This window comes from Flavobacterium sp. W21_SRS_FM6, assembly GCF_052119645.1.
Taxonomy (GTDB): Bacteria; Pseudomonadota; Gammaproteobacteria; order Enterobacterales; family Alteromonadaceae; genus Paraglaciecola.
The window spans coordinates 167802-181232 of sequence record NZ_JBGQOM010000004.1; the positions used below are offsets into that span (position 1 = coordinate 167802).

Here is a 13431-nt window from a genome sequence, read left to right on the forward strand (position 1 = left end):
TGTAATATAGAGAATAGGCTGCGGGATTAGGTATACTCTCAACCACGTTAAAAGCGGTAAATCAAAAACTAATGATGAATAACTTACCCTTTCTTGACCCACAAGAAACCATTGCTCCAGATTACAGTGACTTTTTGGCTGCGTTAAAATCGACGGCTTTTAGCGGCGACATTAAGATGAGTTATGGTAGCCGTTTAGCAGTAGCAACAGATAATTCAATTTATCAGCAGTTACCTCAAGCGGTTATTTTACCCAAGTCGATTGACGATTTATCGCTGATAGGCCAAACCGCCGCGCAATTTCCTTCGGTTAGATTTTCAGCGCGAGGCGGCGGTACGGGCACTAATGGCCAATCGTTAACGCCAGGCCTTATTGTTGATCTGTCGCGCTACATGAACAAAGTGTTAGAAGTTAATGCCGACGAGCAATGGGTTAGAGTGCAAGCTGGGGTGGTTAAAGATCAGCTCAATGATGTTCTGCGCCCCTTGGGCTATTTTTTTGCACCAGATTTATCCACCAGTAATCGCGCAACTATTGGTGGAATGGTGAACACCGATGCTTCAGGTCAAGGATCATTGGTTTATGGAAAAACCAGTGACCACGTGCTGGGACTCACTTCTGTTCTGGTAGATGGAACGGTTTTGCGTTCGCAGCCCATGTCTATGGATGAGGCGCAAACTCTCGCACAAGAACCCACAGTCGTGGGCAATATTGCCAAGCAATTGATCGAAACCTGTGTGGGTAAACGTGAACAAATTTTAACTAAGTTTCCGCGCATGAACCGTTTTTTGACGGGCTACGATTTAGAACATGCCTTAAATGATGAGCTAAGTCAGCTAGACATTAGCCGGGTTATTACCGGTTCGGAAGGCTCATTGGCCTTCGTGGCTGAAGCTAAACTCAACATTACGCCTATTGCCAAACATAAAGCACTGGTGAATATCAAATATGACTCCTTTGAATCGGCTCTTCGCCATGCACCTAGCATGGTTGCCGCGCAAGCAACGTCAGTAGAAACCGTAGACAGCAATGTATTGAATTTAGCCAAACAAGACATTATTTGGCATTCGGTGAAAGACTTAATTACCGATGTACCCGATAAAGTTGTTTTGGGTTTAAATATGGTTGAGTACAACAGCAATGACCAAGCTGGGATTGAGTTAAAAATTGCTGAATTACGAGCCAGGTTAGATAAGGATATTGAGCTTAATCGCTGCGGCGTGATTGGATATCAGTTAACTTATGATACAGCTGAAATCAATAAAATCTATGGCATGCGTAAAAAGTCAGTGGGCTTATTGGGTAAGACCAAAGGTGAAAAAAAACCGCTAGCTTTTGTCGAGGATACTGGTGTTCCGCCAGAAAACTTAGCCGATTTTATTATGGAGTTTCGGGCTTTACTTGACGCCAGAGGCCTGCACTATGGGATGTTTGGTCATGTAGATGCAGGTGTTCTGCATGTTAGGCCTGCACTTGATATGTGCGACCCTGCGCAAGAAGCCATGATCCCTGAAATTTCAGATGCGGTTGCTGCTTTAGTCGCTAAATATGGTGGTTTGATTTGGGGTGAACATGGTAAAGGCTATCGCAGTGAATATTCTCCAACCTTTTTTGGTGAAGAGCTTTACGCTGAGCTACGAAAAATTAAAACGGCCTTTGATCCTCTAAATAAAATGAATCCGGGCAAAATATGCACGCCATTTGAATCTGGTGATGCGTTGGTTAGGGTGTCTGATCAAAAGCGGGGCGGTTTCGACCGACAAATTCCTATTGATGTGCGTGCATCATTCGAGCCCGCCATGAGTTGTAATGGTAACGGCTTGTGTTTTAACTATGACACGACATCGCCCATGTGCCCTTCGTTTAAAATCACTGGTGATAGACGCCATAGTCCTAAAGGTAGAGCTGGCATCATTCGAGAGTGGTTACGTTTACTGTCTAAGCAGAATATCGATGTTGCTAATCTAGAGAAGTCAGGCAAATCTGAAGCATGGTATACCAAGCTATCGAATAGTTTGTCGAAGCAACATGAGGCAGATTTTTCTCATGAAGTATTGGAGGTCATGGACGGTTGTTTAGCGTGCAAAGCGTGCTCAAGTCAATGTCCAGTTAGTGTTGATGTACCAGGCTTTCGCGCGCGCTTTTTGAACATATATTACCGCCGATATAGTCGACCATTAAAAGACTATCTGGTGGGTAATATTGAAAATATGGCACCGCTTATGGCGAAAATGCCCAGCATGGTCAATTTCTTTTTGCGTCAGGATTGGTTCAATAACTCGATTCGTAAAACCGTGGGGTACGTGGACACACCGCACTTGTCGGTACCTACTTTAGAGCAACGGTTGGACAGCGATATACAGCATTTTGATTTAGCCCAATTAAAAGGATTGAGTGAAACGCAAAAAGCCAAGAAAGTCTGTATTGTGCAAGATCCGTTTACGAGTTATTACGAAGCCGGTGTGGTTGATGCTTTAGCGCAGTTGATCACTAAATTGGGATATGAGCCTGTCTTGTTGCCCTTTATGCCTAACGGTAAACCACAGCATGTTAAAGGCTTTTTGGATAAGTTTGCGAAGACAGCACAAAATGCTGCTGGTTTATTGAACGAGTTGCAGCAGCTTGCAATCCCGTTGGTAGGGATCGACCCATCCATGGTGTTGTGTTACCGAGATGAATATACCAAGGTTTTGGGTGGCCAACGTGGAAGTTTTCAGGTGCAGTTGGTCCATGAGTGGTTACTGACTATCGACTTACCCGCAAAATCAGTGCCTTCAGAACCTGCACGATATGCCTTATTTGGCCATTGCAGTGAAAAAACAGCGTTGCCCGCCAGCGAAGCACAGTGGCAAACTGTGTTTAGTAAGTTTGGGTTAGCACTACAACCCATTGCGGTAGGGTGTTGTGGAATGGCAGGCACTTTTGGTCATGAACAAAGCCATGTGAGTCAATCGAAAGGACTGTATGAACTAAGTTGGCAAGAACAAATTGCGCAATTTTTACCAGAGCAAATTGTTGCAACAGGCTATTCGTGTCGTAGTCAGGTGGCAAGAATGGCGGAGTTCAAGCCTAAACACCCCTTAGAAGTGCTGCTTGAAAGTCTTCATTGAGAAGGTGGCAATAGGGTAGAGCGTAGTTAAAACCTTGAAAGGTTCACCACAACTAAACTCTCCCTTTTTCAAACTAGTGGGTGTATTCCACTTTGTTGAGTGTGAAGTTTGCTAGACCGCACGTCATACATTGACGTGGTACCCCAGCATCCATAAACACCGAGCCGACTGATCGGAATCCTTGTTGTTGATAATAATTAACACCTTCCAACTCACATAAAATCTGCACTTGTTGCAGTCCTTGTTGTTCTGCAATACTGATTAATGCTTTAAAAAGTAATTGATACACTTCTGGACCTCGAAATTGAGGTTCAACCGCTATTCGACCTATTTCACCCGTGGGAGTGATACGACCTGTCGCTACTTCTTGATTGTTTTCATCAACCACCAATACATGACTTGCACCATGGTCTTGTTGGTCAAATTCGTATTCGATAGGAATACGCCATTGGCATACAAATATCTTTTCTCTAATTTTACGAAGCTTGTGTTCTTCGTTTCCCCAGTCGACGTTTCTTACTGTAAACGCCATGACTGACTCCTTTTATTCAGGAAACCAAAATCCTGAATTCACCAGTTTAGCTAATGTTTGTGTAAAAAATAAACAAATTTCTGGTTTTTTTTGTGACTCTAGGCTGAAATTGGGGGAATTCAGAAAGTTTAGTACGAAGTTTTTATGCTCTGCGGCAATTGAAAACATTTGCCCTTCGACGAAAAAAATAAAGTCTGCATTTTCAGTGCTTTGCTGTTCAGTAAACATCGCTTTTATGCCAGTCTCACGCACAAAATAAACGCCACTTAGCAGCAGCTCACTGATTTCTGCTTCACTATATTTGTCTTCTTCGTTGAGCTCATTGCTGGATAAACGATTGGTTTCACTTAAATATTGAGTCAGCCAATGGTCAAAATGCGGAGTGTTTACGCTCTCTAAAAGCAAACGTTTAAATTGCTGTAATTCTTGTTGCTTTATTTCACCAGGGAATGGCCTTAATTCAACAGATTGATCTTTATACCGCTTGTTAAAGAGATTGTGCTCTAAGGCATAATCAGCAAATGATGTAAGTAATTCTTGTTGAGAAGGGGCTCTAAAACCAACTGAGTAATTCATACAGTCTTCTAAGGCAACACCATTGTGGGGATGGTGCGGCGGTATGTAAATTATATCGCCAGGCTGCAAAATTTCATCAATAACAGGGCTAAAGTCGCTAATTTGTTTTAAATCTGCATGGGGCAACGATTCAGAGTAATTGCCAGGCAAACCTATTTGCCAACGTCTGGTACCTTTTCCTTGGATGATAAATACATCATATTGGTCAATGTGCGGACCAACGCCTGCTTTAGCATTTGAGAAACTTACCATTAGGTCTGTCATGCGCCAGTGTGGAATAAATGCGAAGCAGCGCATTAGTTCATCTGCGTCAGGTATAAATTGATCAACCTTTTGCACCAATAGGCTCCACGCTCCTATGCAGTGGGCATTGATATCCTCAAACGGCCCATGAGCAACATGCCACGATTCTTTGTGTTGGCTGATTAACCGAGAATCGACCGAATCTTCAAGGGCTAAGCCAGCGAGTTCGTTCTCATCTAATGGATCGATAAAATCCCGAAAACCTTGTTTGATCACTAGCGGTTTTTTTTGCCAATAATCACGTAAGAAGGTTTCTTGGTCAAAATTATGTAATTGGTACATTGAATGGATATCGTCATGAAATTATCGGGGCAGTTTATCATTTACGCCCAATTAACCAATAGGTGATGACTTTTCCGACACCTTTTACTTGAATTTCGCCACGCTCAACAAAATGAAAAACATCTTTAGCTAAGTCATAAGTGGTTTGAGTGGTTTGTATTTTATGGCCTTGCCCATGGCTTTCCATTCTTGAGGCCAAATTAACGGCTTCTCCCCACATGTCGTAACTAAACTTATTTTTGCCAATTACACCAGCCACCACTTCACCGCAACCAATCCCTATTCTCAAACCGGTTGCCAAATGATGTTGAATACTGAATTCTTCAAATTTTTCCTGCATATCTAAGGCACATTGACAACATTGAATGGCATGCTTTGCATTCGCGTGCGGTAAGCCACATGCGGCCATATAGCTATCGCCACTGGTCTTAATTTTTTCTAAGCCATGTTGTTGGGCAAGCAGGTCGAAATGACAGAATAGTTCGTTTAGCAACAAGACTAATTTTTGTGGATCCATACTTTTACATAAAGGCGTGAAATTTTGAATATCGGCAAACAAGATGCTTGCTTGAGCAAAGTAGTCAGCAATCAGAGAGTTAGAGTGTTTCAGTCGGTCAGCAATACTGGTGGGTAAAATATTCAGTAAAAGTTGCTCAGAGCGTTTTTTTTCAAGGGCTAATTTCTGCCAACTACGATAAATATTTTTTTGAATATGGTAGCTACAAAGCAAACAGGCGAGGGCAAGTAGTATTGCGCTAGACAGTTTAAACATCTGTTGTGCATTCTGCTGTGACCAAGACGAAGTCGCGTGGTAATACAATTCACTTAATAGAAATAAGCCAGTAAAAAGGCCGCAACAAACCCATTTATAACCACTTTCTTTCGCAGTGAAAAAAAACGGACAACAAACCACCGCTAATAAATAGAAAAAGTGGATGTAGAGATTAAGTTGCCACAACAAGCTAGTCCAGATTAAGTTGCCAATATATACGCTGATGAGCAGCAGCTTGGCGTACAAATAATCGCTTTGAGCATTCAGTAGCGGAACAAAACACAATAAAATTGTGGTGCTAATGATGATGATAAATTGGTCGTAACCAACGTCGTGCCAATACCAGATAGCCCCCGGAATTTGACAGAACGAAACAAATATAACCAAAAAAGCTATGATGTTGGTAAGGCGTATAGGCGTAAAGTTTTCGTCTGAGTGGTGGGTGTTGCCCGCCCAAACCCAGCGTTTAAGAACGTGTTTTAACATTTTTAAATCCCTTTAAAAATAACTAAACCCGACTAAGTCTAGTCGGGTTTGCTAAAATTGGGATATAAAATTGCTCGGTTTTTAGATCAAATTATTGGTTACTATTGTTCCAGTTGCTCAACAAACGCAATGGCACGTCCAATATAATTAGCCGGTGTGACACCTTTTAATTGCGTTTTTACCGCATCAGGTAAATCAAGGGTATCGATAAAGTCTGCCATAATTGTCTGGTTTACTTTTTTACCTCGAGTGAGCTCCTTGAGTTTTTCATAGGGCTTTTCAATACCGTGACGACGCATCACGGTTTGCACTGGCTCTGCCAATAGCTCCCAGTTGTTATCCAATTCGTCTAATAAGCTTTGCTCATTCACTTGTAGCTTGCTGATCCCTTTTAAAGAGGCCTGATAAGCAATAACAGAATAAGCTACCCCAACGCCTAAATTGCGTAATACCGTTGAGTCAGTTAAATCTCTTTGCCAACGAGATACCGGTAGTTTTGCAGATAAGTGACTGAACATCGCATTCGCCAACCCTAAGTTGCCCTCAGAGTTTTCAAAGTCGATGGGGTTGACCTTATGGGGCATGGTCGAAGAACCGATTTCGCCTGCGATTGTTTTTTGTTTGAAGTGCCCTAAAGCGATATAACCCCAAATGTCTCGGTCAAAATCTAACAATATGGTATTAAAACGGGCTATCGCATCAAACAACTCGGCAATATAGTCATGGGGTTCTATTTGGGTAGTAAAGGCATTCCAAGTGATCCCTAAACTCGCTACAAACTCTCCAGCAAACTGGTGCCAGTCAAATTCAGGATAGGCAACCATGTGAGCATTGTAATTACCCACTGCGCCATTAATTTTGCCTAACATATCAACTGCCGCAATTTGTTGGCGTTGACGCTCTAATCGAATCATCACGTTAGCCATTTCTTTACCCATCGTAGTGGGGGTTGCTGGCTGGCCGTGAGTTCTAGCCATCATTGCTACCGATTTTAACTCGATGGCTAAGCGTTTTAATTCGCTGATGAGCTTATCGCAATAAGGAAGAATGACTTCATCTCGTGCTTCTGACAGCATCAGAGCATGAGACAAATTATTAATGTCTTCTGAGGTGCAAGCAAAGTGAATAAACTCGTTTACCGCATGCAGCTCAGCATTATTGGCTACTTTTTCTTTTAAAAAGTATTCCACGGCTTTGACATCGTGATTGGTCGTGCGCTCAATATCTTTAATACGTTGGGCATCTTCTAAGTTAAAGTTTTTAGCGATGGAATCCAAAAAATCAGTGGCTTGTTGGCTAAATTCCGGAACTTCTACAATGGCAGGGGCGCTAGCTAATTTTTGTAACCATCGGATTTCAACAATAACCCGATATTTTAGTAAACCAAACTCGCTAAAGATTGTTCTTAATTCAGCAGATTTATCACCGTACCGTCCATCAATGGGCGATATAGCTGACAATGCAGTTAAGTTCATTTTGACTCCTAGTTTACCGTAGTAGATTGATTTAAAACTAATTTGGCATCGCGCAATATGCTCTGCCGACTGAATAAAATTTGGCGTCTTTTGCCACCAAGTTGACGCCATAACACCGCCGCCCGTACTCCTGCAAGCAAACAAGCTCTGACTTTGTGCTGGTTATCGTTGCGTTTCAACAAGGCGGGAGTTCCTGCAATTTGAATTTTACGACCCACTGGACTAATTACGTCACTATAAATGGCAGCGAGATTACTCATCATTTGGCCATCTAGAATGTCCATGTGTAATTGTTGACGTTGTATTTGTCCGACGCGGTCACCCAAGCTCTGCATGACTTTTTTGTTGCCACTCACTTTGCGTTCTAAGGTAAGTAAGTTTGCAACGTATCGTGTAATTTCGATATCTTTGAGCTTATCGTCATTGCCCAATTGATTAATTAGGGTAGAAAATCCTAGATAAAGCTCACCCAATGAACCAAACACATCAATCGTATTCTGTGGCGTGGTAATAACGATACTATTGATACTGGCGTTGAAGGCTTTTTCATTCACTTCGCCGGTTCTTGCAATTTGTTTAACTAAAGCGGCTGCTTGGCATACGCCTGCTAGTGCAAGATTACGGTTGTAAAATTGGTGTTTTTCATTTGTCATGTTAGCGAATATAACTCTCTATAATGCCGCCACCTAAACAGACTTCATCAGCGTAGAAAACAGCAGATTGGCCAGGAGTAACGGCTTTTTGAGGCTCGTCAAAAAGAACCTGAACTGAACCGTCTTTTTGTGGGCTTACCACACAGGGGATGTCTGCTTGACGGTAGCGAGTTTTTACTACGCAGCGCAAGGTCTGCTGAGGGCCGGCTCTGTCTACCCAATGCAATTGTTTGGCAATCAGACCTTTAGAATAAAGGCGAGGGTGGTTAGCGCCTTGCCCAACAATTAACACGTTTCGCGCCACGTCTTTGTCGACCACGTACCATGGGTCTTCAGAAAAATCTTTTAAACCACCGATCAGTAAGCCTTTTCGTTGGCCTAAGGTGTGGTACATCAAACCTTCGTGACGGCCAATCACTTGTCCTTCGCTGGTTTCAATATCGCCAGGTTGGGCGGGCAAATATTGCCCTAAGAAATCTTTGAATTTGCGCTCACCGATAAAACAAATACCCGTACTGTCTTTTTTGTCATGAGTGACTAAGCCTTGTTCTAAGGCAATTTTCCTGACTTCAGGCTTTTCAATATGACCAATAGGAAACAGCGTTTGCGCAATGTGTTCGTGAGATAAGGTGTATAAAAAATAACTTTGATCTTTATTACCATCTAAACCACGTAACATTTGCCACTGACCAGATGCGTTTGAACGCTGCACGTAATGACCTGTCGCAATAAAATCAGCGTTTAATTCTTCTGCGGCAAACTCCAAAAAAGCCTTAAACTTGATTTCTTTATTGCACATGATATCTGGATTAGGGGTACGGCCCGACCGATATTCGTCAAGAAAATACTCAAAGACATTATCCCAATATTCAGCCGCAAAATTAATGGTGTGCAAATGAATACCCAGTTTATCTGCAACGGCTTGTGCATCTTTTAAATCTTCCGCAGCAGCGCAATATTCAGAATTATCGTCTTCTTCCCAATTTTTCATAAACAGGCCTTCAACTTGGTAGCCCTGCTTTTGTAGTAAATAGGCAGACACAGAAGAGTCAACTCCTCCAGACATTCCAACGATGACCTTGACGCGGCTGTTGTCTTGTTTTGTTGAGTCTACCTCTGATGAGTGTGGACCGAAAATTGGGGCTGTGTCTGAGACCATAAAAGCTTATTTAGATGTCGTAAAAAATGGAGCCGAAGTCTAGCAAAAAGCACCACTTAAATCATCTCGTTAATTACCACTCCTTAGCCTTAAAAATTTTAAAATGTAACGAAATGCTTGAATACACACTTAAATCAATTTGTATTGACCCACATCGATGCCTTCTATCGTCCATTCACCAATACGATATCGAATGAGGCGTAAGGTTGGAAAGCCAACATGGGCTGTCATTCGCCTGACCTGGCGATTGCGGCCCTCGGTGATAGTGATCGATAACCAAGATGTGGGTATAGCTTGGCGAAATCTAACTGGAGGGTCGCGTAACCACACTGGAGGCTCTGGCATCGTGTGTACTTTAGCTGGGGCCGTTAATCCATCAGCTAAATGTACGCCATCACATAAAGCCTGAATAGCTTGTGTATCGGGGATACCCTCCACCTGTGCCCAATACGTTTTAGCAGTCTTGGCGGTGGGGGAGGCAAGTTGATGTTGTAATTTTCCGTCGTTGGTCAGTACCAAAAGACCTTCGCTGTCTCTGTCTAGGCGACCAGCTGCATAGACATGTTGTATTGGAATAAAATCCTTCAGAGTTTGGCGACCCTCTTGGTCAGTAAACTGGGTGAGTACATTAAAAGGTTTGTTGAATAGCACGACCTTTCGCGCTTCTGATGGTTTGTCGCCGCGCGCTTTTGGCTTGAAGCCTATTCTGCTAACTTTTGTTTGAAAATGTTTTTGCTTAGATGACATGTTAATAACTGATCTTTATTTGATCTAATAAATCGGATTTAGTTTATTTTCAGTTTGCTTAGCTAAATATAATATGCAAGCAAAACTTGTACTTAACTAACAAGCGCAGTTATTATTTGTTGATTGTTTAAGCTGGTCTTGCATTTTTCAACTTAAACATAAGCAAAAAGTTTAAATGGAATGACAAAGCATAACCCTACATGCTTTAGATGTGCCGAATTTCACATGGTGGTGCTCTGCCAATAACAAGAGGTTTAAAATGACGACTTCCAAGTCAAAAATTATCTACACAAAAACTGATGAGGCTCCTGCCTTAGCAACGTATTCTCTTCTTCCTATTATTCGCAGTTTTGCTTCAACTGCTGGCGTTGAAATTGAATTGAGTGATATTTCACTGGCAGCTCGAATCTTAGCAACGTTTGCAGATTATTTACCCGAAGAGCAGCGCGTTCCTGATGCTTTGAACGAGTTGGGTGAGCTCACTCAAGACCCCGATACCAATATTATCAAATTGCCTAACATCAGTGCATCAATTCCACAGCTAAAAGCAGCCATTAAAGAGCTACAAGCCAAAGGTTTTGCATTGCCAGAGTACCCTGATGAGGCAACAACTGACGAACAAAAAGAGATTCAGGGCAAATACAGTAAGGTATTAGGGAGTGCAGTAAACCCAGTGTTACGGGAAGGAAACTCAGATCGCCGTGCACCTGTTGCTGTTAAAAATTATGCCAAGGCCAACCCGCATTCAATGGGAGCTTGGAGTCAAGCGTCACAAACTCACGTTGCTCACATGCGTGGGGGTGATTTTTATTCAGCTGAGAAGTCAGTTACCGTTAAAAAAGCGGGTCATGTCAGAATCGAATTTACTGATGATGCAGGTAACGTCACGGTATTAAAACCCAAGGTTGATTTGCTTGCTGGTGAAGTTATCGACGGCATGTTCATGAGCAAAAAAGCGTTGTGTAAATTTTTCGAAGAACAAATCGAAGACGCTAAGCAGACGGGGATTTTATTCTCGTTACACGTAAAAGCCACCATGATGAAGGTGTCTCATCCCATCGTTTTTGGCCACTGTGTAAAAGTGTTCTATAAGGATTTATTTGAAAAACATGCAGCTTTATTTGAAGAACTTGGTGTTAACCCCAATAACGGCCTAGGCAGTGTTTACGACAAGATAGCTAGCCTTCCTGAGTCACAACGTTCTGATATCCAAAAAGATATTAATGCCTGTTATGCAGACCGTCCTCCTATTGCGATGGTTAATTCTGATAAAGGTATTTCCAACCTCCATGTACCTAGTGATGTCATTGTTGATGCATCAATGCCCGCGATGATCCGTAGCTCAGGCCAAATGTGGGGACCAGATGGTAAGCCACATGACACCAAAGCGGTTATTCCTGAAAGTACCTATGCCACTATTTATCAAGAAGTCATCAACTTCTGTAAAACCCATGGTGCTTTTGATCCCACTACAATGGGTACCGTGCCAAATGTTGGTTTGATGGCGCAAAAAGCGGAAGAATACGGTTCACACGATAAAACCTTTGAAATCAAGGGTAACGGTACGGTTAAAATTATCGACCAAGATGAAACCGTATTAATTGAACATGCGGTTGAAGACGGTGATATCTGGCGTATGTGTCAGGCAAAAGACGCACCGATACGCGATTGGGTTAAATTGGCCGTAACTCGTGCGCGTCAGTCTGGTATGCCAGCTGTATTCTGGTTGGATGATGAGCGTGCTCATGACATTCAATTGATTGCTAAAGTCACTGAATACTTAAAAGACCATGATACAGACGGACTTGATATCTCTATTATGGCACCAGTGAGAGCAATTCGTTATACCATGGAAAGAGCTATCCGTGGTTTAGACACAATTTCAGTAACAGGTAACGTACTTCGAGATTACCTCACTGATTTGTTCCCCATCATCGAGTTGGGAACTAGCGCAAAAATGCTGTCTATCGTGCCATTGATGGCGGGCGGTGGCTTGTTTGAAACTGGCGCTGGCGGTTCGGCTCCTAAGCATGTTCAGCAGTTTGTTGAAGAAGGTCATTTACGTTGGGATTCTCTGGGAGAATTTCTAGCTCTTGCGGTTTCTTTAGAGGACTTGGCGATTAAAACCAAGAACACTAAAGCGAAACTATTAGCTGCAACGCTTGATAAAGCCACTGAAAAATTACTGACTAATAACAAGTCTCCACTTCGTAGAGCTGGTGAATTGGACAATAGAGGCAGTCATTTTTATCTGGCCTTATATTGGGCAGAGGCCTTATCACTGCAGTCTGAGGATGCTGAACTAGCGAAGACGTTTGCTCCTGTGTTTGCTTCGCTGAGTTCTAACGAAGCAAAAATTATGAGCGAGATTGATGCAACTCAAGGTAAACCAGCTGAAATCGGCGGATACTACTATCCAGATGAAAAACTGGCGACTGAGGCATTATTCCCCAGTTCTACATTTAAAGCGGCCCTAGCTTTTAATTAGAATAAATTGATATAACAGAAAAAAAGCAGACTATTAAGTCTGCTTTTTTATGAAGATTTTAATTTAACGTTCTGGCTCACCTTTGAAATCGATGTTTTCAGCATGTAAGCCTTTTGGGCCTTGCTGAACATCATATTTCACTTCTTGCCCTGCCTTCAGAGAGCGGTAACCTTCCATCTGAATAGTGGAGTAGTGTGCAAAAATATCCTCCCCACCATCATCCGGTACAATAAAGCCGAACCCTTTTGCATTATTGAACCATTTTACTTTGCCGACTGCCATACTTCTGCTTCCTTTTAATCCCTTGAACAAATGCAACTTTGACCCCACACTAGGGTATGAGGAAAGACGAGATAACTACTCAATACGATCGTCTTAGAAAATGTAGGTTTTTTAACCTGTTTTTGTCAAGCCTAATTTGGTTTTTCCTTGGTTTGTAAAGAAACTTTAATAAACTGTTCCCATTTAAATACGTATATAACGAATTAGTCAGACAAATGAGTAAAGACACAACAATCAATATAGAGCGGGTCAAACTGTTAGATGCAGAGAAGCAAAAAGCGGTTCCGCCACCCATGTATAAAGTTTTTCTCAATAATGATGATTACACCCCGATGGATTTTGTCATTGAAGTCTTGATGCGCTTTTTTAATTTGGACGCCGAGAAGGCCAATCAAATAATGTTGACTGTGCACTATCGCGGGAGAGCAGTTTGTGGCATATATACTGCTGAGATTGCAGAAACTAAAGTCATGCAGGTGACTCGATATGCCAGGCAGCATCAACACCCATTAATGTGTACGATGGAACAAGCGTAATTTATTAGCCGAAGTATTTGGTCAGTAGTC

The 13431-nt window shown here is 42.3% G+C and carries 11 protein-coding genes; 3 read left to right on the forward strand and 8 right to left on the reverse strand.

Annotated features, from left to right (window positions below):
* Positions 1-71 precede the first annotated feature (71 nt).
* Positions 72-3110, forward strand: coding sequence for a D-2-hydroxyglutarate dehydrogenase YdiJ (gene ydiJ / locus ACEN2L_RS08815; RefSeq protein WP_441743287.1), 3039 nt, complete (start codon positions 72-74; stop codon positions 3108-3110).
* A gap of 73 nt (positions 3111-3183) precedes the next feature.
* Here ydiJ and ACEN2L_RS08820 read toward each other — a convergent pair whose 3' ends face one another.
* The 7 genes from ACEN2L_RS08820 to ACEN2L_RS08850 all read right to left on the reverse strand — a co-directional run bounded on the left by ACEN2L_RS08820 (position 3184) and on the right by ACEN2L_RS08850 (position 10095).
* A complete protein-coding gene (locus ACEN2L_RS08820; RefSeq protein WP_306022920.1) occupies positions 3184-3642 on the reverse strand; it encodes a GNAT family N-acetyltransferase in 459 nt (152 codons plus the stop codon).
* A 12-nt stretch (positions 3643-3654) separates the two neighbouring features.
* Positions 3655-4803 (reverse strand): cupin domain-containing protein, encoded by a 1149-nt coding sequence (locus tag ACEN2L_RS08825; RefSeq protein ID WP_441743289.1) that lies wholly within the window; start codon positions 4801-4803, stop codon positions 3655-3657.
* A gap of 37 nt (positions 4804-4840) precedes the next feature.
* Entirely contained in the window at positions 4841-6061 is a 1221-nt protein-coding gene (locus tag ACEN2L_RS08830; protein ID WP_441743291.1) for an adenylate/guanylate cyclase domain-containing protein, read from the reverse strand.
* Positions 6062-6162: 101 nt separating this feature from the next.
* Positions 6163-7536, reverse strand: a complete 1374-nt coding sequence (gene purB, locus ACEN2L_RS08835) for an adenylosuccinate lyase (RefSeq protein ID WP_441743293.1) — start codon at positions 7534-7536, stop codon at positions 6163-6165.
* An 8-nt stretch (positions 7537-7544) separates the two neighbouring features.
* Positions 7545-8189, reverse strand: a complete 645-nt coding sequence (gene hflD / locus ACEN2L_RS08840) for a high frequency lysogenization protein HflD (protein ID WP_441743295.1) — start codon at positions 8187-8189, stop codon at positions 7545-7547.
* A gap of 1 nt (position 8190) precedes the next feature.
* On the reverse strand, positions 8191-9348 hold the full coding sequence (mnmA, locus tag ACEN2L_RS08845; protein WP_441743297.1) for a tRNA 2-thiouridine(34) synthase MnmA: 1158 nt from the start codon (positions 9346-9348) through the stop codon (positions 8191-8193).
* Between the two features lie 129 nt (positions 9349-9477).
* Positions 9478-10095 (reverse strand): pseudouridine synthase, encoded by a 618-nt coding sequence (locus ACEN2L_RS08850; protein ID WP_441743299.1) that lies wholly within the window; start codon positions 10093-10095, stop codon positions 9478-9480.
* Between the two features lie 259 nt (positions 10096-10354).
* Between ACEN2L_RS08850 and ACEN2L_RS08855 the strand changes: the two genes are divergently transcribed.
* Positions 10355-12583: an NADP-dependent isocitrate dehydrogenase gene (locus tag ACEN2L_RS08855; RefSeq protein ID WP_306022913.1), complete on the forward strand. Its 2229-nt coding sequence runs from the start codon at positions 10355-10357 to the stop codon at positions 12581-12583.
* Between the two features lie 63 nt (positions 12584-12646).
* On the opposite strand, the gene cspD is transcribed toward ACEN2L_RS08855, so the two are convergent.
* Positions 12647-12865 (reverse strand): cold shock domain-containing protein CspD, encoded by a 219-nt coding sequence (gene cspD / locus ACEN2L_RS08860; protein WP_306022912.1) that lies wholly within the window; start codon positions 12863-12865, stop codon positions 12647-12649.
* A gap of 215 nt (positions 12866-13080) precedes the next feature.
* Between cspD and clpS the strand changes: the two genes are divergently transcribed.
* Positions 13081-13401, forward strand: coding sequence for an ATP-dependent Clp protease adapter ClpS (clpS, locus tag ACEN2L_RS08865; RefSeq protein WP_306022911.1), 321 nt, complete (start codon positions 13081-13083; stop codon positions 13399-13401).
* The last annotated feature ends 30 nt before the right edge of the window (positions 13402-13431 follow it).

Bases quoted from the DNA above. Each gene is read 5' to 3' on its own strand.
- ACEN2L_RS08825 (WP_441743289.1), bottom strand. From the start codon at position 4,803: ATGTACCAATTACATAATTTTGACCAAGAAACCTTCTTACGTGATTAT.
- ACEN2L_RS08830 (WP_441743291.1), bottom strand. From the start codon at position 6,061: ATGTTAAAACACGTTCTTAAACGCTGGGTTTGGGCGGGCAACACCCAC.
- mnmA (WP_441743297.1), bottom strand. From the start codon at position 9,348: ATGGTCTCAGACACAGCCCCAATTTTCGGTCCACACTCATCAGAGGTA.
- cspD (WP_306022912.1), bottom strand. From the start codon at position 12,865: ATGGCAGTCGGCAAAGTAAAATGGTTCAATAATGCAAAAGGGTTCGGC.
- hflD (WP_441743295.1), bottom strand. From the start codon at position 8,189: ATGACAAATGAAAAACACCAATTTTACAACCGTAATCTTGCACTAGCA.
- ydiJ (WP_441743287.1), top strand. From the start codon at position 72: ATGATGAATAACTTACCCTTTCTTGACCCACAAGAAACCATTGCTCCA.
- clpS (WP_306022911.1), top strand. From the start codon at position 13,081: ATGAGTAAAGACACAACAATCAATATAGAGCGGGTCAAACTGTTAGAT.
- ACEN2L_RS08850 (WP_441743299.1), bottom strand. From the start codon at position 10,095: ATGTCATCTAAGCAAAAACATTTTCAAACAAAAGTTAGCAGAATAGGC.
- purB (WP_441743293.1), bottom strand. From the start codon at position 7,536: ATGAACTTAACTGCATTGTCAGCTATATCGCCCATTGATGGACGGTAC.
- ACEN2L_RS08855 (WP_306022913.1), top strand. From the start codon at position 10,355: ATGACGACTTCCAAGTCAAAAATTATCTACACAAAAACTGATGAGGCT.
- ACEN2L_RS08820 (WP_306022920.1), bottom strand. From the start codon at position 3,642: ATGGCGTTTACAGTAAGAAACGTCGACTGGGGAAACGAAGAACACAAG.